General features: G+C 69.6%; 19 protein-coding genes and 1 riboswitch. Of the genes, 14 read left to right on the top strand and 5 right to left on the bottom strand.

What is annotated here, in order from left to right:
- Window positions 1-331 precede the first annotated feature (331 nt).
- Together AB0D93_RS35330 and AB0D93_RS35325 are read left to right on the top strand one after the other, a co-directional pair.
- On the top strand, window positions 332-766 hold the full coding sequence (locus AB0D93_RS35330) for a hypothetical protein (RefSeq protein ID WP_362128741.1): 435 nt from the start codon (window positions 332-334) through the stop codon (window positions 764-766).
- An 86-nt stretch (window positions 767-852) separates the two neighbouring features.
- Window positions 853-1,269 carry an SsgA family sporulation/cell division regulator gene (locus tag AB0D93_RS35325; RefSeq protein WP_362128738.1) on the top strand — a complete coding sequence of 139 codons (417 nt, stop codon included), beginning with the start codon at window positions 853-855 and terminating at the stop codon, window positions 1,267-1,269.
- A gap of 324 nt (window positions 1,270-1,593) precedes the next feature.
- Here AB0D93_RS35325 and AB0D93_RS35320 read toward each other — a convergent pair whose 3' ends face one another.
- Window positions 1,594-2,472: an MBL fold metallo-hydrolase gene (locus tag AB0D93_RS35320; RefSeq protein WP_362128735.1), complete on the bottom strand. Its 879-nt coding sequence runs from the start codon at window positions 2,470-2,472 to the stop codon at window positions 1,594-1,596.
- 12 nt (window positions 2,473-2,484) lie between these two features.
- Window positions 2,485-2,552: riboswitch (guanidine-III (ykkC-III) riboswitch) on the bottom strand.
- Window positions 2,553-2,824: 272 nt separating this feature from the next.
- On the opposite strand from AB0D93_RS35320, the gene AB0D93_RS35315 reads away from it, so the two are divergent.
- Window positions 2,825-3,520 (top strand): glycerophosphodiester phosphodiesterase family protein, encoded by a 696-nt coding sequence (locus tag AB0D93_RS35315; protein WP_362128732.1) that lies wholly within the window; start codon window positions 2,825-2,827, stop codon window positions 3,518-3,520.
- Window positions 3,521-3,781: 261 nt separating this feature from the next.
- Here AB0D93_RS35315 and AB0D93_RS35310 read toward each other — a convergent pair whose 3' ends face one another.
- Complete coding sequence (locus AB0D93_RS35310) at window positions 3,782-4,390, bottom strand: hypothetical protein (RefSeq protein WP_362128730.1); 609 nt, start codon at window positions 4,388-4,390, stop codon at window positions 3,782-3,784.
- Window positions 4,391-5,223: 833 nt separating this feature from the next.
- On the opposite strand from AB0D93_RS35310, the gene AB0D93_RS35305 reads away from it, so the two are divergent.
- From AB0D93_RS35305 to AB0D93_RS35280, 6 genes are all read left to right on the top strand, one after another.
- Window positions 5,224-5,655 carry a VOC family protein gene (locus AB0D93_RS35305; protein ID WP_362128727.1) on the top strand — a complete coding sequence of 144 codons (432 nt, stop codon included), beginning with the start codon at window positions 5,224-5,226 and terminating at the stop codon, window positions 5,653-5,655.
- Between the two features lie 193 nt (window positions 5,656-5,848).
- Window positions 5,849-6,547: a TMEM175 family protein gene (locus AB0D93_RS35300; protein ID WP_362128724.1), complete on the top strand. Its 699-nt coding sequence runs from the start codon at window positions 5,849-5,851 to the stop codon at window positions 6,545-6,547.
- 512 nt (window positions 6,548-7,059) lie between these two features.
- Window positions 7,060-7,929, top strand: coding sequence for an alpha/beta hydrolase (locus AB0D93_RS35295; protein ID WP_362128721.1), 870 nt, complete (start codon window positions 7,060-7,062; stop codon window positions 7,927-7,929).
- A 23-nt stretch (window positions 7,930-7,952) separates the two neighbouring features.
- On the top strand, window positions 7,953-8,414 hold the full coding sequence (locus tag AB0D93_RS35290; RefSeq protein WP_362128718.1) for an ATP-binding protein: 462 nt from the start codon (window positions 7,953-7,955) through the stop codon (window positions 8,412-8,414).
- The gene (locus AB0D93_RS35285) at window positions 8,300-9,154 is read left to right on the top strand and encodes a DUF427 domain-containing protein (protein WP_362128854.1); all 855 of its coding nucleotides are present in this window, start codon (window positions 8,300-8,302) and stop codon (window positions 9,152-9,154) included. Before AB0D93_RS35290 ends, AB0D93_RS35285 begins: the two co-directional genes overlap by 115 nt.
- Window positions 9,155-9,630: 476 nt before the next feature.
- Entirely contained in the window at window positions 9,631-10,272 is a 642-nt protein-coding gene (locus AB0D93_RS35280; RefSeq protein WP_362128715.1) for a carbonic anhydrase, read from the top strand.
- A gap of 94 nt (window positions 10,273-10,366) precedes the next feature.
- Here the strand turns inward: AB0D93_RS35280 and AB0D93_RS35275 are convergent, their stop codons facing one another.
- Together AB0D93_RS35275 and AB0D93_RS35270 are read right to left on the bottom strand one after the other, a co-directional pair.
- A complete protein-coding gene (locus AB0D93_RS35275) occupies window positions 10,367-11,353 on the bottom strand; it encodes an L-threonylcarbamoyladenylate synthase (protein ID WP_362128712.1) in 987 nt (328 codons plus the stop codon).
- Between the two features lie 85 nt (window positions 11,354-11,438).
- Window positions 11,439-12,647, bottom strand: coding sequence for an FAD-dependent oxidoreductase (locus tag AB0D93_RS35270; protein ID WP_362128708.1), 1,209 nt, complete (start codon window positions 12,645-12,647; stop codon window positions 11,439-11,441).
- Window positions 12,648-13,118: 471 nt separating this feature from the next.
- Between AB0D93_RS35270 and AB0D93_RS35265 the strand changes: the two genes are divergently transcribed.
- The 4 genes from AB0D93_RS35265 (at window position 13,119) to AB0D93_RS35250 (ending at window position 15,254) form a co-directional block, all read left to right on the top strand.
- Window positions 13,119-13,520, top strand: coding sequence for a sortase-dependent protein (locus tag AB0D93_RS35265; protein WP_362128705.1), 402 nt, complete (start codon window positions 13,119-13,121; stop codon window positions 13,518-13,520).
- Window positions 13,517-14,137, top strand: coding sequence for a class F sortase (locus tag AB0D93_RS35260; RefSeq protein ID WP_362128703.1), 621 nt, complete (start codon window positions 13,517-13,519; stop codon window positions 14,135-14,137). The genes AB0D93_RS35265 and AB0D93_RS35260 overlap by 4 nt, the downstream gene beginning before the upstream one ends.
- A 120-nt stretch (window positions 14,138-14,257) precedes the next feature.
- On the top strand, window positions 14,258-14,749 hold the full coding sequence (locus tag AB0D93_RS35255) for an RNA polymerase sigma factor (protein ID WP_362128700.1): 492 nt from the start codon (window positions 14,258-14,260) through the stop codon (window positions 14,747-14,749).
- Window positions 14,733-15,254 carry a hypothetical protein gene (locus tag AB0D93_RS35250; protein ID WP_362128698.1) on the top strand — a complete coding sequence of 174 codons (522 nt, stop codon included), beginning with the start codon at window positions 14,733-14,735 and terminating at the stop codon, window positions 15,252-15,254. The genes AB0D93_RS35255 and AB0D93_RS35250 overlap by 17 nt, the downstream gene beginning before the upstream one ends.
- A gap of 6 nt (window positions 15,255-15,260) precedes the next feature.
- Here the strand turns inward: AB0D93_RS35250 and AB0D93_RS35245 are convergent, their stop codons facing one another.
- Entirely contained in the window at window positions 15,261-16,325 is a 1,065-nt protein-coding gene (locus tag AB0D93_RS35245) for a YihY/virulence factor BrkB family protein (protein ID WP_362128695.1), read from the bottom strand.
- A 123-nt stretch (window positions 16,326-16,448) separates the two neighbouring features.
- On the opposite strand from AB0D93_RS35245, the gene AB0D93_RS35240 reads away from it, so the two are divergent.
- Entirely contained in the window at window positions 16,449-17,066 is a 618-nt protein-coding gene (locus tag AB0D93_RS35240) for a hypothetical protein (protein ID WP_362128693.1), read from the top strand.
- Window positions 17,067-17,073 lie beyond the last annotated feature (7 nt).

Here is a 17,073-nt window from a genome sequence, read left to right as displayed (position 1 = left end):
CCCTCGGCGTCGATCGGCTCCCGCGTACACAGCCGCGATTGACAGGCCCCGGTTCTGGATGGAAAACAGCGCGGGAGTCCTGCCAGTACCTCGCACCCGGGTCGCGGTCGCCGCAGAAGAAAGCCGACCGCTTCGCCGAGGAACTGCACCGGCACCGGAAGAAACAGCCGACGCCCAGTGAACCGGAAAAAGGATCCAAAAAGGATGAACCATGTCACACTCATCCTAGTTCAATCTTCAACTTTTCTGGAGTAGCGTCGCTCCTGCCCCACCACCCCGGGGCGCCCGCCCGGGCCCCACAGGGCCACGGTGCACATCAAGGAGAAAGTCCATGAATCACACCTTCGGACGTCGCGTCGTCACCACGGCCGTCACTCTCGCCGCGACAGCCGGCACGCTGCTGGCCGTGGGCACCGCCGCCTCGGCCGCTCCGAACCTGGCCGCCGACCACGCCGCTGTCTCCCATGTCGCAAACGCCACACCCTACGGTGATCACGACGGAGAGCGGAACAACCGTGGCGACGGATCGAACGAGCGAGACGGACACGACCGTCGCCACCACTGGGACGAGTACCGCGGGCACCACCATGGCGAGTGGCGCTTCGACGGCCACCGCCGCTGGGAGCGGGGAGTCCGGTACTGGTACAGCCCCGACCAGGGTCGTCACTACCGCTTCGACGGTCACCGCTTCTACCAGTGGGAGCGCGGCATGTGGATCGTCGTGATCAGCGACGAGCCCGGCTTCGACGGCAGCGTCTCCCGCTGAGCGCACGGGCCATGGCGAGCGCCGGGTCCGGGCACGAGTCGTAACCGCCCGGACCCGGCGCCCGAGCCCCGAAACGAGTCGCGATCATGACCACTTGCATAGACCACATGCTCGATATGGAGCTCGTCTCCCTTCCGGGCCAGCGGATCGTCGTACCGACCCATCTGCTCTACAGGTCGCAGGACCCGCTCGCGGTACAGCTCCTCTTCTACGACAGCATCCGAGGCCTGATCCCCTGGGTGTTCGCACGCGACCTGCTCGCCTCAGGGACTCGGGGCCCCAGCGGGACCGGTGACGTGCGTATCTGGCCCACCGGAAGCGACACCGAGGCGGTCCTGCACCTCCTGTTGTCGTCGCCTCACGGTTCCGCCCATCTCCTGACCTCACTCCCGGAGGTCGAGCGATGGCTTCACTCCACGTACCAGCTCGTGCCGACTGCCGAGGAGGCCCAGGCGCTGGACCTCGAGAACCACCTCACCCGATTCCTGAACGGGGCACCGTGAGCGCGCCAGACGGCCACCCGGTACGGAAGCCACCCGTCTCGGACGGTTCGACGGCGCCCCGTACGTGAGCCCCCTATGGACAGCGGAGGCGGCATTCGTAGCTGCTTCAGGGACAGCAGCAGCCAGCACCCGGAGTGCCGCCTTCGCGCCCCCGCACGGAGTTCGTCATCCCCGAAGGGCATGAATCCGGCCGTGGACCTACTGCCCGCCGGGCCTGATCCGGCCATCACCGGCTTCGGCGCGGTGGGCGCGCGCGATCACTCACGAGACCGCGGCCAGAGCCAGATGTGCCGGATCGCTCGAAGATCGCGTCGTTGAGGTTGCTCAGTCGTCTGGGCAGAGGACAAAGAGAGGGAAGGCGCGTCGACTGGGCCGGTCTCCGATCTCGTTGAGCGCGGCGCGGATCTCGTGCAGGTGACCCGTGGTCATCTGCAGCGGGGGCTCGTCGGGTTGGTAGGTGGTGCGGACCGGATAGTCCACGCCCGGTTCGGTGGTCATCTCGATGTGGCAGCCCAGAATGTGTGTGACCGGTCGGCGCTCGGAGAACTCGATCAGGCGGTCGATGCTCCGGGCGAAGGCGGACCAGTCCCGGACGTACAGTCGGCCGGGGTAGACCGTGTCGCCGGTGAGCAGGAGCCCGGTCCACGGGTCGTAGAACGTGACGGCTGCCTCGTGGTGGCCAGGGGTAGCCAGGCACTCAAGCACACGGCCCCCCAGATCGACGCGCGCCACGCTGTCGGCGTCCTCGTCGAATCCGAAATGAGCCCAGGCAGTGGTGCGGTCCGCACCGACCATCGTGGTGTCAGGGCGGTCAACGAACTGGCCGTCGCCGGCGATGTGATCGCCGTGAGGGTGCGTGTGCAGCACCAGCAGGTGATACCTCTCCCTGGGATGGCGGGCGAGCCAGCCGCCGAGGAGTTCGTCAACCACTCGGCGCAGGGGAAAGAATTCGGCGGATGCGGTGGCACCGGTGTCGATCAGAACCGCCTGAGAGTTTCCGAACAGCAGGAACAGGAACGGCGCCTCGTAGTGGATCGCCATGTTCTGCCGCAGGATGACCGTGTGCTCGTCGTACCAGTAGAGCTGGATATCTGGGTCCGTGTTGTGCTTGGCGGACGGTGAGCCGTGGATCCAGCGGACGTCCAGCTCGCGAGGCCGGGGAGCCTGGCCCGCGAAGTCAATGAAGGGGATGCCTGCACCCATGACGCCTCCTTGAGTGCGTCGTCTTAGCAGGCCGGGTACGGCGCACATCTCGTCCGGGGCAGGCAGCTGTCAGCCTCCGTCGTGAAGCTACCACGACGCTGATCAGCTGCTCTTGGCCAGGCAGGGGCCGACGGTGCCTCCTGTCCAGGAGGCACCGTCGGCATGACGAGGAACTCGGTACCCGGGGGGAACGCGCGTGGTGGACAGATCCGCGGGAGCGCAGCTCGGCCGCCGAACTCAGTGATGAACGGTATTAGGCTTGGGCGCGCCGACGGGCGGTCGCCCGTCGGCCGGCGGGGGTGCGGCGCTCGTGCGGCTGCCTCGGACCACCACACTCAAGGACGGCAACCGAGTGTCTTTCTTCACCATCGGTCACCGCGGTGTCATGGCTGCCGAGCCGGAGAACACCCTGCGCTCCTTCCTGCGGGCCGAACGCGAGGGGCTGGACGGCATCGAACTGGACTTGCACCTGAGCAAGGACGGTGAGTTGGTCGTCATGCACGACGACACCCTCGACCGCACGACGGACGGCTCCGGTCCGATCGCCGACCAGGAGTTGCGGCAGCTCAAGAAGCTCGACGCCGGCCTCGGCGAGCGCATCCCCACGTTCGGGGAGGTGCTGGACGCCGTCGGGCCGGCGCTGCCGATCCAGGCGGAGATCAAGGACGTGGCCGCCGCCCGTTCGTTGGCCAGGGTGCTCACCGACCGCGACCTGCTGGACCGCGTCTCGGTACTGTCGTTCCACGACGTGGCGTTGATCGAGATCCACAACTTGCTGCCGCAGGCCCGTACCGTCCTGGTGGCAGGCCCCAGCGCGCACCGCCCCACCTTCGTCGGCCGCGCTCAGAAGGTCGGTTCCAGCCTGGTCAGCGTGGAACTGCGCCAGCTGAACCGGGCCATCGTGGAGCAGTGCGGCGCCGCCGGCATCGACGTGATGGCCTGGACCGTCAACGACGAGTGCGACCTGGCGCTGGCCCGGACGCTCGGCCTGGTGGGCTGCGTGACCGACCAGCCCGGCATGAAGCGGCTGGTCGAGGCCACGGCCTGAACTCAGAGGTCCGGGGCCGAAGCGGGCGCCGGTGCGGTCGGACGTGAGCCGTGTGCGCGAAGTGGCCGGAAGGCCCGTTTACCGGATAGCAGAGAACCGACCACAGCCCTGCCGCGCTCGAGTGCATCCGGGCCGCCTGCCCGGACGGCGCCACGGTCCCCCGGATCCCCGACGATCTCTCCGCCCAGCGCCTACTGGTGGTGGCTGCGAGTGCGGAAGACCGTGGGCGTCCGACATTCGTTCGGAGCGCCTGCGATCAGGCTACTGCGCCCAACGTCCCATCGTCGGTGCGGTGCCGATGAGGCACTCGACGTCGGTCGGGAAGCCGGCGAGGGCGTAGGCGGTCAGGCGCAGGTGGCCCTCAAGGCAGACCAGGTTGTCCTGCCCCTCTCCGACGAGGATGACCGGAGGAAACCGCTCGCCTCTGATGAGCGCCCGGGCTGCGTCGACGAACAGTTCGTTGGGTACGTCGAATGCCCTTAGGCCTGCCTTGATGCGTGCCGCTGCGTCGGTCGGCCGACGGCTGCCACCCGACAGTTCGACCCAGTAGGAATAGTCGAGGTAGCGCACGCCGGCCGTCTCGTCGGCGGACAGGAGTGCCCTGATCCACGTGACTTGAGCGGGGAAGTTCTCGAACAGGTCGCGGTTCTCGCCATACCCGCGCGTCGCAGCGAGCAGAGCGCGACGTGCGTGGTTCGCCCCGGCGTCGGAGAAGTCCGGATGCGTCAGCAACTGCTCGGGCTGCCCGCCGCCCGTCAGATGGGACCGGAGCGTCCGGCCGAACCTCCGGCTGGACAGCTCGCCGCTCAAGAAGCAGGCGATCATCTCGTCCTCGCTGCTCATGCCCAGTACGTGCACGATCGTCAGCATAGGTTCGGCCCCGCTGGCTGTCGCAGCTCGCTACCGGAGCGCGGCTCCCCCGACTGCGTCGATCACCGCCGACCACTGCGGTGGCTCGTCCTCACGCCGCGCACCCAGGGCACAGAACACGTTTCCCCGCAGCTCCCCCAGGGCCCGCGTGTCCCGCAGCCGGGCCCGCTTCCAGCCGGCAAGTCGGGAGCGCGAACTACGGGCTTTCGTCCCTCGGCCCGACGGCGGCGCGGACACCCGGGTCGCCGACATCGCCGCACCGGACGGCCCGTCCCGGTGAACGTTCCCGCTCACAGCACCAGTCTGCGGAGGGCCGTATCTCCGCGCGAACGCGAGCGCCTGGCCTTCCCGTGCGCGCCGGCGCCCCAAGCCGCCGCGGCTGCCGAGGACTTCGTTTCCACCCTGGCGCGGCTGGTCGCCGAGGCCGGCCAAGGCACCTGAGTTGTCTTCCTCGCCCTTGCCGAGCAGGCCCGCCGATCGTCGCCGTGAACAGGCCCAGGCCCAGGGTGTCGATCAGCTCGTGCGGAACGAAGCAACGGACCGCTTCGACGGAGAAGGCGTACCGCCTAGCCGACCCGCCGGGTGGTACCGGAGTCAGCGGTGAAGGGCGCCACCGAGGCAGGTGGAGCCGGTGCTCTTCTTCCGCATGGACAGCGAGCGAGCGGGAGGATGCCGCCGCGAGCCCATGATCACGAATCTTGGTGCAGCCGCCGGGATTCTTCGCCGGCAGGGCGGTGCGGAGGCCGCGTCCATGTGCTCATTCTGGGCGGATCATTCGTGGCGCGCATGCCCGCGAGGTGGTGGCACCGCCCCATGCACACGAAACTGATCACATGGAGTGCATGCTCGAGGTCGTCATCCTGCCTGTGAGCGATGTCGATCGATCCTTGGTCTTCTACACCGAGCGTCTCGGTTTCAACCTGGACGTGGACTACGGGCCCGGTCCCGCTTTCCGCGTCGTGCAACTGACGCCTCCCGGTTCCGCGTGCTCGGTGCAGATCGGTGTCGGTCTGACCGACGCCGAGCCTGGCTCAGCGCGGGGCCTGTACCTGGTGGTCCCCGATCTTGAAGCTGCATGGGGCGAGCTGGTGGAGCGCGGGGTCGATGTCGGGGAGATCAGGCACAAGGCACCTCTCGACGCGTGGCAGGGCGGCTTCGAGCCCGGCGCCGACCCGGAGCACCGCGACTACGCGAGCTTCGCCGAGTTCTCCGACCCCGACGGCAATACGTGGACGCTGCAGGAGCGCGGCTTTCCTCGCTCGTGAGGTGGAGCCACCGCCTCGACCGGGTTGGCGGCGGGATGGCGGCAGAGCGATCGGCAGATGCGATTGTGGCCCCGAGCCGACGGCGACGACGACGGCGGCGGCGGATGTGGATGAGGATCTGTGGTTCGTGCACCGCCGGGGCAACGGTCCTCGGGTGCGCACGTAGGAGCGGCCCGTGCCGGAGGTTGGGGCGATGAGCGAGCCTGTTGACGGGCCAGCTGGACAAGAGGGACCAGAAGGAGCGGCGACGTCGTTCGGCGTGGAGCGCGATCCTGCCCGGGTGGTCGCGTTCAGCGACGGCGTCATCGCCATCGCCATCACGCTGCTCGTTCTGGATATCCGCCCGCCGCACGACACCCGGCACCTGATGCACGGCCTGGCCACGCTCTGGCCGTCCTACCTGGCCTACGTCCTTACGTTCATGCTGATCGGCCAGGTGTGGGCCAACCACCACATCATGTTCGACCACATCCGCAGCGTCGACCGCGCGGTGCTCTTCCTCAACACCGTGCTGCTCATGGACGTCGCGTTCCTGCCATTCGCCGCTTCGGTGCTGGCTCAGGCGTTCCGTGACGGACACGGCCAGCGCGTCGCCGTCGTCCTCCACGGCGCCGCCTTCGAGCTCCTGGCCATCTTGTTCAACGTCATCTGGGGCTACGTCCGCCATGATCGCCGGCTGCTCACCGCCACCATCGATTCAGCCGGTGTCGAAGCCATCAGCCGGCGCTTCCGCCTCGCCCTTGTCTGGCTCGCTACCGGAATCCTGCTCGGGGCCCTGTTTCCCCCACTCGGCGTGGCGGTGATCGCCGCCTTCATCCTCTACTACTGGCTTCCCATCGCGGGCGAGATCACCGAGGTCAGGCGTCGGCGCCACCGTGGCCATCGGGCCTGACGGCCGATGGCCGCGTCCGTCGTTGCCTCCGGTGCCGGTGAACCCGGAGCGTTCCCCGGCACCGGGACGACCGCCGGAGGCGCTACCCGGCTGCGGCGTCGCGGGTGCGCCCTGGCCAACGCCGACACCAGGGTCGATACCGGGCTACTGGAGAGCGCTGCGCTTCCCCCGTCACCATCGGGGCCTTTCTCGCCTACACGTCGCCGCAAAGCCCTCAAGGAGGCCAAGGTCATTCTGGCGGCGGTCGTGGCAGCGGCGCACGGAGGGGCCAAGAACGCTCACTCCCGGCCGGCGCCCACGGAAATCGATCGCCCGAGCGAGCCCGAGCGGGGCGGTGCGCTGGCTGGCACCCCTTCGCGGGCGGAGGCTTGAGGCAGGCCCACGGCCCGCCGTCGGGCGCAGCAGCGCACACCCATCACCGCGACCTAACCAGTAAAGTCGACTTGACAGGTTAGATCGAGCGTGCTCGACTGGATATGTAACCACCCAAGCTCGATAGAAGGGTTAGGGACATGTCTTCCGCAGTCCACCACCGCAGCACAGCCGTCAACGGTCTCGAGGTCTTCTATCGGGAGGCCGGCGACCCCCAGGCGCCCGTAGTCGTGCTTCTGCACGGCTTCCCGAGCAGCTCGCACATGTTCCGCCACCTGATCCCGGCACTGGCCGACCGCTACCACGTCATCGCCCCCGACCACATCGGGTTCGGCCAGTCCGCAATGCCAGCCCTGCGGGACTTCCCGTACACCTTCGACGCCCTCACCGACGTCACCGCCGGCTTGCTCCGGCAGCTGGGCGTGGACCGGTTCGCGATGTACGTACAGGACTACGGCGCCCCCATCGGCTGGCGGCTCGCCCTCCAGGCCCCGGACCGCGTCACCGCGATCATCACCCAGAACGGCAACGCCTATGAAGAGGGCTTCGTCAGGCCCTTCTGGGACGGCGTCTTCGCCTACGCCAAGGCCCCGGGCCCGGACACCGAAGCCCCCATGCGTGCCGCCCTGACCCCGGAGATCACACGCTGGCAGTACGTGAACGGAGTCGCCGACCCCAGCCTGGTCAGCCCCGACAACTGGGTCCACGACCAAGCGTTGCTGGACCGCCCCGGCAACGACGAGATCCAGCTCAAGCTCTTCCGCGACTACCCCACCAACGTGAACCTCTACCCGCAGGTCCACCAGTACTTCCGCGACTCCCGGGTCCCGCTCCTGGCGGTCTGGGGAGCGAACGACGAGATCTTCGGCCCGGAGGGTGCCAAAGCGTTCCGCCAGGACCTGCCCGACGCCGAGATCCACCTGCTCGACTCCGGGCACTTCGCCCTGGAAAGCCACCTGCAGACCATCACCGAGCACATCCGCGACTTCCTCGCCCGCGTCCTCGCCTGACGCGAAGGGCTGGCGGCGGACGTATGTCCACCCCTTCCGCCGCAGCCGGCAAAGGACCCGCCATGCGACACCTCGCCCAACACACCTTCAGCGCCACCCCGCAAACCGTCCGCGTCGCACGCGACTTCGCGATGCAGGCCCTCGGCAGCTGGGGCGGATGCCGACGCGGCGACGACCTCCGGATCTGCGTGTCGGAACTGGCCGGCAACGCGGTCCGGCACGGAAGCCCGAACAGCCACGCCTACCTGGTCCGCCTCATCCGGCACCCGGACTGCCTCCACGTCGAAGTCCACGACCGTCGGGAAAGAGCCACCCACCTCGGTGTGCGGCCACCCGCACACCCCGTACCGGAAGGAATCCCGCCATGGGACTGTCCTGGCAGCAAGGGCCCCTCTCATCAGGCGCCATCGGACACTTCCTCACCCCCGAACCACTGCCCGAACGCCTCTTGTTCGCCGAGCGCCTGCGCCGTCGCATGCGCGTGAAGTTCAACGACACCTGGGTCGCCGACAGCGAGGACGTGATCCTGCTCCACGAACCGGGCCGCTACCCCGTCGCCTACTTCCCCCGTGAGGACGTCGACGCGCAGGCATTGGTCGCCGGCGAGAAGGTCACCCACCACAAGGACTTGGGCGACACCGCCTGGTACGCAGTGCACGCCGGAGACCGCACGACGGAACGCGCCGCCTGGGAATTCACCGCGCTGCCCAAGTATGCGGCCGAACTCCAGGGCCGCATCGCGTTCGCCTGGCGGGCGATGGACGCCTTCTACGAGGAGGACGAACGCATCCTGGGGCATGCGGCTGACCCTTACCACCGCATCGACATCCGCAACACCTCGCGCACCTTGGAAGTCCGCCTCGGCGACACCGTGATCGCCCGCTCGGAGCACCCTGTGGTGCTCTTCGAGTCCGGATTCGCGCCGCGCTGGTACGTCCCGCGCGCCGACATCGACGAGTCCCGCCTCCGTCCGGTCGACGGCCGGACCTTCTGCCCCTACAAGGGCCTGTGCGACTACTACGACATCGACGAGGCGCACCGCGCCGCCTGGTCGTACCGCAACGCCTACCGAGAGGTCGACAAGGTCAACGACCTGGTGTCGTTCGAAGCGGACAGGGTCGAGGTCTATCTGGACGGCGCGCGCCTGCAGCCCGAACCCGGACAGAACGTCATCTCACACGGTGTCGACCGCGGCCTGGACGTCGACGAGGTCAACGCCCACTGACGCCTGCCGGAACAGTCCCGGATCCGGGGCCTGTCGCCGAACTGGAACGCGCCGCGCTCCTGCGGTTCTTTTCACGAGGTTGTCGGCCGATCGCGCTCGCCGAGCACGCCGCGCCCACGATGGTCGATGACGGCTCCTTCGTTCCCGGCGCGCGGGACGCCCTCGGTGAGCAGGCCAAGGCGAGCCGTTCGGGCCGCCATCACCCCCCACGAACTGCGCCGCGGCATCGGCTACGTCATCCGGCAGGCCGGACTGTTCCCCCCACAGGACCGTCCTGGACAACGTGGCAGAAGGCCACCGGCCCGCAGGACATCTACAGCCAACTGCGGCGCGCCACCGAGGCACAGGGCCTCGCAGTCACCGACTACCCACCCGCGAGGGGACACCACCCGACATCGGGGCGTTTCGGCCACTGGGGGTTGCGTGGTCGTCGACCCGCCCGCGCGTATCTGGTGGGTCGGCCGTAACCTGCGGCCATGACAGAGATCCAGGCCGAAAACCACCGTGAAGCCTTCGAGCTGCTGCTGGCCGGTAACCAGCGGTTCGTCGCGGGTGCCCCGGCGCACCCGAACCAGGACGCCACCCGCCGCACCGAGGTCGCTCCGTCCCAGCGCCCGTTCGCGGTGCTGTTCGGGTGCTCCGACTCCCGCCTGGCCGCCGAGATCATCTTCGATCGTGGTCTGGGCGATCTCTTCGTGGTGCGTACCGCCGGCCACGTCATGGGGCCGGAAGTGATCGGCAGCATCGAGTACGGCGTCGACGTGCTGGACTGCCCTCTGGTGGTGGTCCTGGGTCATGACTCGTGCGGGGCGGTCGGCGCGGCGTGCGCCGCGCTGGAGGACGGCATGGCGCCGGCCGGCTACGTCCGGGACGTCGTCGAGCGAGTGACTCCCAGCGTGCTGGCGGCGAGGGCCGCCGGACGCGTGAGTGGCGAAGAGATCCTCGCGGAGCACGTCAGGCACACGGTCGACCTGCTGCTGGACCGCTCCCGCCTCCTTGCCGAGCGCGTCGCCGCCGGGCACGCCGCTGTGGTGGGCCTGTGCTACAGCCTGGCCGACGGGACCGCACGCCTCGTCGCGGCACATGGCCTGGACATGCCCGCTGCCCCGGCTGTGTGAGGAGCACGGTCCTGCGGATCGGGCACGAGGCCGCCCACCGGGGCAGTGCGTCCGTGGGCGATCCGGCAGGCGCGTCGAACGGCGTTGATACCGGTTACGCGGGGGTCCGGGGCCCGGCGGCGCGGCGGAGCCGGTTGGCGATCGCGAGCCCCAGGCCCTCCTCCGCCGGCAGGGAGGCGACGATGAGGTCGCACCCCTGCCGGTCGAGCTCGCGCAGGAACCCGTACAGCCCGCGCGCGTAGGCGGTCGTCGAACCGGGGACCGTCACCACGGCGTGCGCCTTCACCGCGGCGCCGGCGAGGGAGGAGGGAAGGAAGACGCCCACCTGGTGCCCCAGCTCCTGCGCGAGTTCCGCTTCGGCGACGACCTTGTCGGGCTCGACGAGGACGACCCGCGCACGCGGTGCGTAGTGGGACGGATGCTGGCCCGGCACCCTGACAGGGCTCGTCGAGGGAACCGCCAGCGGGAAACCCAGCACCGCTTCGAGGTCCTCGCGCGTCACCCCGCCGGGCCTCAGGATGCTCGGGATCTCGCCCGTGGCGTCGACGATGGTCGACTCGACACCGACGGCACAGGAACCGCCATCCAGTACAAAGTCCACGGCGTCCCCGAGCTCCGCACGGACGTGGTCCGCCGTGGTGGGGCTGACCTGGCCGAAGCGGTTGGCGGACGGGGCCGTGACACCGCCGCCGAAGTCCGACAGCAGCGCGAGGGCGACGGGGTGGTCGGGCACGCGCACGGCCACCGTCTCCAGGCCGCCGGTCGCTTCGAGCGGCACCCGGCGACCGCGCCGCAGGACCAGAGTGAGTGGCCCCGGCCAGAAGCGTTCGGCCAACAGGCGTGCCGTCGCGGGCACGTCCTCGACCCAGTCGCCCAACTGCTCCGCGCCGCCGATGTGGACGATCAGCGGGTGGGAGGGAGGGCGCCCCTTGACCTGGAAGATACGCCCGACGGCGGCGGGATCCTCGGCGTCGGCGCCCAGGCCGTAGACGGTTTCGGTCGGGAAAGCCACCAGGCCGCCGCCACGCAGCACGCCGGCTGCCTTCTCGATGTCAGTGGTTCGTGCCGTCACGCTCGCCATCCTCTCACTGTTCCACTGCGCCCGATTGCCAGGTCGGGCCCGGTCGCGCTCATGGAACCTGGCCACACGTGGGCGTCGGATTCGGTCAAGCGGCGACCCATCGAGCGGCATCGCGGGCGACGCGAGCGGCGGCGTACTCCGTTCCGGCGACGAAGCGCATCATGGGGCCGAACATCGGGGCGGCCAGCGAACCGGTGACGTACAGCCCAGGCATGGATGTTTCGAACATGCTGGTCAGTCGAGGTGCCTTGGAGCCGGGCACGCACACGATGCCGCGCCGTAGCGCCGGGGCGAGAAAGGCGAGCGCGTCGATGTCGAGGCGGTAGCCGGTGGCGGCCAGCACGTGGTCGACGGTCAGACGCTCCGAACCACCCGGGCCGGTGAGGTCCAGCCTGGCCGTGGAGTCGGACGCCTCGGCGCGGATGACACGGCACGAGGTGCGCACCGGCACGACATCCTCGACCCGATGGCGCAGCCACCAGCCGCCCGAGGGTCCCAGCGCCCGGCGGAACAGCAACAACCGGGCGGCAACGGGCAACCGTCGCACTCCGCCTGGGGCCCGGCAGACCGCCGCGAGTGTCCAGCCCGTCCCCAAGGGCGAAGCGGGCTGCGCGAGCCGTTGCGGCCAAGGCCGGTCGGGCTGCGGAACCGAGCCCCACCGAACGCGCCTGTCCCGCACCAGCACCTGGACGTGGGCTCCGGCCTCGTGCAGCAGGGCGGCGCTCTCCAGCGCGGACTGACCTCCCCCGATGACCGCGATCCGCTGGCCGGCATACCTCGACAGGTCGCTGTGGTGGCTGGTGTGCGACACCAGGGCACCGGCTCCCGGCCCTTCGGGCGCGAGCCGCAGCAACTCCTCCGGTATGCACGCCAGTCCGTTCAGGCCGGTCGCCACCACGATCGCCGCCGCCGCCAACTGCCGGCCGTCGTCGAGTCCTACGACGAACCCGGAAGCGCTGGGGCCACGGTCGACGTCGACGACCCTGGCCGGATCAACGTCACCGACGTACCTGTGCCGGAACCACTGTCCGTACCGCACGAACACGTCGCACGGGATCGGCGTCAGTTCCGTCAGCTCCGACTCACCGTGCAGGCGCCGGAAGTCGGACAGTCGTCCCCCTGGTTCGGGCGCCGACAGATCGGTGGCGTCCGGGGTCGACTTCAGGAACATCCCCGTGGCCATGGCATGCCGCCAACTGCCCATCACCTCCCCGAATATCCGCACCGGAACCCCGGCGGCCCGCAGATGAGCGGCAACCGACAACCCGTACGGACCGGCGCCGATCACCACCACCGGAAGCCCTTCGCGCCCCCCGACCGCCCGCTCGCGGGCAGCGTGCTGCCCTGGAAGCGACTGCGTCACACATCCCCCAACCGATCAGCCCGCCGCCCTCCCCAGGGCAGCGCGACACCTCGGAACGCCACGGCGGCCAACGGCCCACCGCACGCGATCCCCCCTCCACGACCGAGTGTGACCCCTCAGCCACTGCCCGCCCAGGATTTCAATACCCCTTGACCCAAGCCAGTCAAAACAGCCGGCTGAACGCGGTGCGTCCGCACCGCCATCTCCCACCCTCCGAGTCGTTCACCGCTTCGGGACCAGCTGTGCCGGAGCAGCGGACGAAGGGGTGTACGGCCAGTCCGCGCCCCGCGCGACTTTGCCGACCCTTTACAACCTGTGCTGGTCCTGCCTCGTCTCTTCGCTCGATCCATCACACAGCCTGTCCGGCCACCCGCCGGGCCGGCCGACGAAAGAGAGCGATTCATGCGCCGAACAGTCCTCAGCGCCACGGCAGCCGCGTGCGTCGCCGTGCTGGCGAGCACGGTGCCCGCGTTCGCCCACGGGACGAGCGCTTCTGCGACCCCCCGTCCCTCTGCCACTTCCCAGCCGTCGGCCCGGCCCAGCGCGCCGGCCAGCGCGGAACCGAGCGCGGTTCCCACCCGGGAGCCGAGCCGCGCGGCCACCCCGGTGCCGACCGTCGCGCCCAGCGAGGGGCGGGGTCAGGTCGGTGTCGTACCGAGTGGTGCTCCCAACACCGGCGTGACCACCGGCTCCGACGACTCCGGGTCGGGCGGCATGCTGATGGGCGGCGGTGCCGCCGGCGCCCTCGCGGTGGGCGGCGCGGCGGTCTTCCTCGTGCGCCGCCGACGGGCGACCGGGGCATGACGCACTTCTCCAGGCGCGCGTTCGTCACCGCGGCGCTGGCCTCGCTGCTCGTGAGCTGCGCCGGCCACGGCGGCGACGGGGCATCCACCACCCGCCCCGTGGGCACGCACGTGACCGCCCGGTCCTCCGCGGACCCGGTGAAACCGCCGGAGACGCCGGGCCGTTCGTTCCCGGCGCGGCTGCGGATTCCCGAGATCGGCGTCGACACGCCGGTCATGCGACTCGGGCTGGCGCAGGACGGCAGCGTGCAGGTGCCCCCTATCACGGCGCACGACCAGGCAGGCTGGTACCAGCACTCTCCGACACCGGGTCAGACAGGTCCGTCGGTGATCCTCGGCCATGTCACCGTCGGCGCCTATGGGGACGGAGTCTTCCGCCACCTCGACCGGCTGCGCCGGGGCGACGGGATCACGGTGCGCCTGGAGAACGGCAGATCGGCCGAGTTCACCGTCACCTCCGTTCGGACCGTCGCCAAGGCCGACTTTCCGACCAAGGCGGTCTACGGCGACGTCGACCGGCCGGAGTTGCGGCTCATCACGTGCGGCGGACCACGTACCGGCGACGGCTATCGCGACAACGTGATCGTCTTCGCCGCGTTGAGCAGCGCGAGTCACTGACCGGTTGCCGCCCGCCCCGGTCCCGGGCCGATGGAACGTACGCCGTCGATCCGGGGTCTTTCCCACGGGCACTCTTCGCGCCCCGGGCGCGAAGAGTGCCCCCGTCCCCCATGGAGAGCGTTGAAACGGTCCCGCGAGAAGGCGGCAGCAGAGCTGTTCGCCGCTCTCTACCCGCGCTTGGCCGGCTGGTGCCGTCGCCTGGTCGACGACGACGAGACCGCCCACGAGATCGCCTCGGAGGCGTTCACCCGTCTATGGGCCCGTTGGACGTCCGTGTCGGAACCCCGGGGCTTCCTCTACGTCACGGCCGCCAACATCGTCCGGGACCACTGGCGCCGGCTGGAGCGCGAGCGTACGGCCATGCGTCGCGCCACCGTGGAGGCGTCCATCCACCCGTCCACCGAGCAGACCGACCCCTCGGTCCGCCTGCTCGTCCAGGCGCTCCCCGAACGACTGCGCATACCGACCCTCCTGCACTACTACGCTGACATGCCGATCCGGGAGGTGGCCGTGCTGACCGGGCGCAAGGAAGGAACCGTCAAGGCCGACCTGCACGCGGCCCGCGAACTGCTCCGCGCCCACCTGAGGAGAAGCCTTGATCACATACAATGACGACGGTCCGGACTTCGAGTCCGACGACCCTCTCGCCGTCATCATGCGGCCGCCCTCCCAGCACCTCGCCCCGCCCCCCGGCCGGTACGAGGAGATCCGTCGTGGCGCGGCCCGCCGCCGCGTCCTGCGCGCTGTCGTCGGAGCCGGCGCGACGTGCACGGTCGCCGCCCTCCTCGCCATACCGTTGCTGCGCACCACCCACCAGGACCCCGCCTCTCCGACGGTCCCCCTCGCCCCGCCTCCCGTGAGCAGCCCCACGGCCCTGCCGACCCCCGCCGTGTCCGCTCCCCCGAGGGTCACCCCTCGCCCCAGCGCACGCCCCTCGACGGGTACGACGGCCCTTCCCGGCCGCCGCCCGGCCGCCACCGCCTCGCCCTCCGCCACCCCCACTACGGTCCCGACCGAACCCGAGCCGCCGACCCCCACCCGCCCGCGCACGGTGGGGCCATCGACGGACCCGGCGCGCTCGGCGACCCCTTCCGCCGCCGGTACCCGCCACGAGTGAGGGGCATCAGACATCGCCAAGTCGGCGGCGGTCCTCTTCGTCCCACTTCCTGGTGTCGCGGGGCTGGGTGTAGGGCTCGGTCCCGGGCGGCAGGCCGCCCGCGATCGCCCGCTGGCGTACGGTCTCGGCGTCGAACTCCAGCCCCAGCAGGATGGCCAGGTTGGTGATCCACAGCCACAGGAGGAACACGATGACGCCGGCCATGGTGCCGTAGGTCTTGTTGTAGGAGGCGAAGTTGGCGACGTAGAACGCGAAGGCGGCGGAGGCGGTCATCCAGACGATCAGGGCGAGGAAGCTGCCCGGGGTGATCCACCGGAAGCCTTTGACCCTGGCGTTCGGGCTGGCCCAGTACAGGATCGCGATCATGATGGTGACCAGGACGATCAGGACGGGCCACTTGGCGATCGACCACACCGTCAGTGCCGTGTTCCCGATGCCGAGTGCGGTGCCCGCCTGACGGGCCAGGCCGCCGGTGAACACCACGATCAGCGCACTGATCACTGCCAGCACCATCAGCACGACCGTCACACCGACCCGCACCGGAAGGATCTTCCACACCGGGCGGCCCTCCGGCATGTCGTAGACGGCGTTCGCCGCGCGGATGAACGCGGCCACGTAGCCGGATGCCGACCACACCGCCAACACGATGCCGACGATCGCCATGATCGAGCCGACGCCGGCGTTGCTCTGCAACTGCTCCACAGCCCGGATGATGATGTCCCGGGCCGAGCCAGGGGCGAACTTCCTGATGTTGGCCAGCACAGCGTCGGTCGTCGACCTGCCGGTGATGCCCAGCAGTGACACGAGTACCAGCAGCGCCGGGAACAGCGACAGCACGCCGTAGTACGTCAGGGCCGCCGCACGGTCGGTCAGCTCATCGTCCTTGAACTCCCGCAGCGCGCCTTTGAGCACGGCACCCCAGGCCCCTTTGGGCAGCTTCGTCGGCGCGTCCGGTGCCCGACGCTCCACCTCGGGCCCGGGCCCGACGTCCTCGGGCGCGGGCATCTCGCGTGCCTCCGCCTCGTCGCTGCCGTGGTCCGCTTTCCGCCCTGGAAGATGCAGCTTCGCCATAACCCTCCGGGTAACCCCCAGGGCGCCACCTACGCCATCAGCGCCTGATCGCATCCATGTGCCGTGCACACCTCCCCCGTCCCCCACTGGTGACGCGCACTGCCCGGCCACCAGAATCACGCTATGGACGCAGGACTTGCAGGACTCCTCGGTGGCGTCATCGGCGCCGCGGTCGGCGCCGTCGGTGCTACGGCATCCGCCTGGATCACCGGAAGGAAGGCAGAGCGACAGGCCGAGATCCAGTCCGAGACACAGTTGAGGCAAGTCCGCCTTCAGATAGATGCCGAACGGACACGTGCTCTTCGCGCATCACGCAAGAGTGCCTACCTGTCCTTCGCCGAAGGCTGTCACCTGGTACACGGAACGCTGAGCGAAGCGGGCATCAAACTCGGAGGCATCGCGGCGAGCGACCCTCCGGAGGAACGCGAAGAGCGCCGCCAAGCCGCCCGCCGCCTCTGGAACGAAGCACGAGCCCTGCACCGCCGGCTCGACCGCCTTCAGCACATCGTTTTCATGGAAGGTCCCACCGAGATGGGCGCTGCCGCCCAAGCCGCAACAGGCGCTCTGGTGCCGTTTTTCGGCGCAGTCATCGAGTGGTTGCACGCGGTTGACAACGAATCAGAGACGCCGCAGCACGGGGAAGAGCACGATAGAGCGCACAGCGAGGCATACGGCAAGCTCCTGGAGTTCCTCTATGCAGCAGCGGATCCCTCTCCAGCTTCTGACCAAGCCGGCCGGTAGGTCAGAG

It is taken from the genome of Streptomyces sp. NPDC048191 (assembly GCF_040652655.1).
In the GTDB taxonomy this organism is placed as follows: domain Bacteria; phylum Actinomycetota; class Actinomycetes; order Streptomycetales; family Streptomycetaceae; genus Streptomyces.
Note: the sequence above shows the minus strand (reverse complement) of the source record. Positions and strands in the feature narration are given on the sequence as shown.

Bases quoted from the DNA above. Each gene is read 5' to 3' on its own strand.
- AB0D93_RS35330 (WP_362128741.1), top strand. From the start codon at position 332: ATGAATCACACCTTCGGACGTCGCGTCGTCACCACGGCCGTCACTCTC.
- AB0D93_RS35325 (WP_362128738.1), top strand. From the start codon at position 853: ATGACCACTTGCATAGACCACATGCTCGATATGGAGCTCGTCTCCCTT.
- AB0D93_RS35320 (WP_362128735.1), bottom strand. From the start codon at position 2,472: ATGGGTGCAGGCATCCCCTTCATTGACTTCGCGGGCCAGGCTCCCCGG.
- AB0D93_RS35310 (WP_362128730.1), bottom strand. From the start codon at position 4,390: ATGCTGACGATCGTGCACGTACTGGGCATGAGCAGCGAGGACGAGATG.
- AB0D93_RS35305 (WP_362128727.1), top strand. From the start codon at position 5,224: ATGGAGTGCATGCTCGAGGTCGTCATCCTGCCTGTGAGCGATGTCGAT.
- AB0D93_RS35300 (WP_362128724.1), top strand. From the start codon at position 5,849: ATGAGCGAGCCTGTTGACGGGCCAGCTGGACAAGAGGGACCAGAAGGA.
- AB0D93_RS35295 (WP_362128721.1), top strand. From the start codon at position 7,060: ATGTCTTCCGCAGTCCACCACCGCAGCACAGCCGTCAACGGTCTCGAG.
- AB0D93_RS35290 (WP_362128718.1), top strand. From the start codon at position 7,953: ATGTCCACCCCTTCCGCCGCAGCCGGCAAAGGACCCGCCATGCGACAC.
- AB0D93_RS35280 (WP_362128715.1), top strand. From the start codon at position 9,631: ATGACAGAGATCCAGGCCGAAAACCACCGTGAAGCCTTCGAGCTGCTG.
- AB0D93_RS35275 (WP_362128712.1), bottom strand. From the start codon at position 11,353: ATGGCGAGCGTGACGGCACGAACCACTGACATCGAGAAGGCAGCCGGC.
- AB0D93_RS35265 (WP_362128705.1), top strand. From the start codon at position 13,119: ATGCGCCGAACAGTCCTCAGCGCCACGGCAGCCGCGTGCGTCGCCGTG.
- AB0D93_RS35260 (WP_362128703.1), top strand. From the start codon at position 13,517: ATGACGCACTTCTCCAGGCGCGCGTTCGTCACCGCGGCGCTGGCCTCG.
- AB0D93_RS35245 (WP_362128695.1), bottom strand. From the start codon at position 16,325: ATGGCGAAGCTGCATCTTCCAGGGCGGAAAGCGGACCACGGCAGCGAC.
- AB0D93_RS35240 (WP_362128693.1), top strand. From the start codon at position 16,449: ATGGACGCAGGACTTGCAGGACTCCTCGGTGGCGTCATCGGCGCCGCG.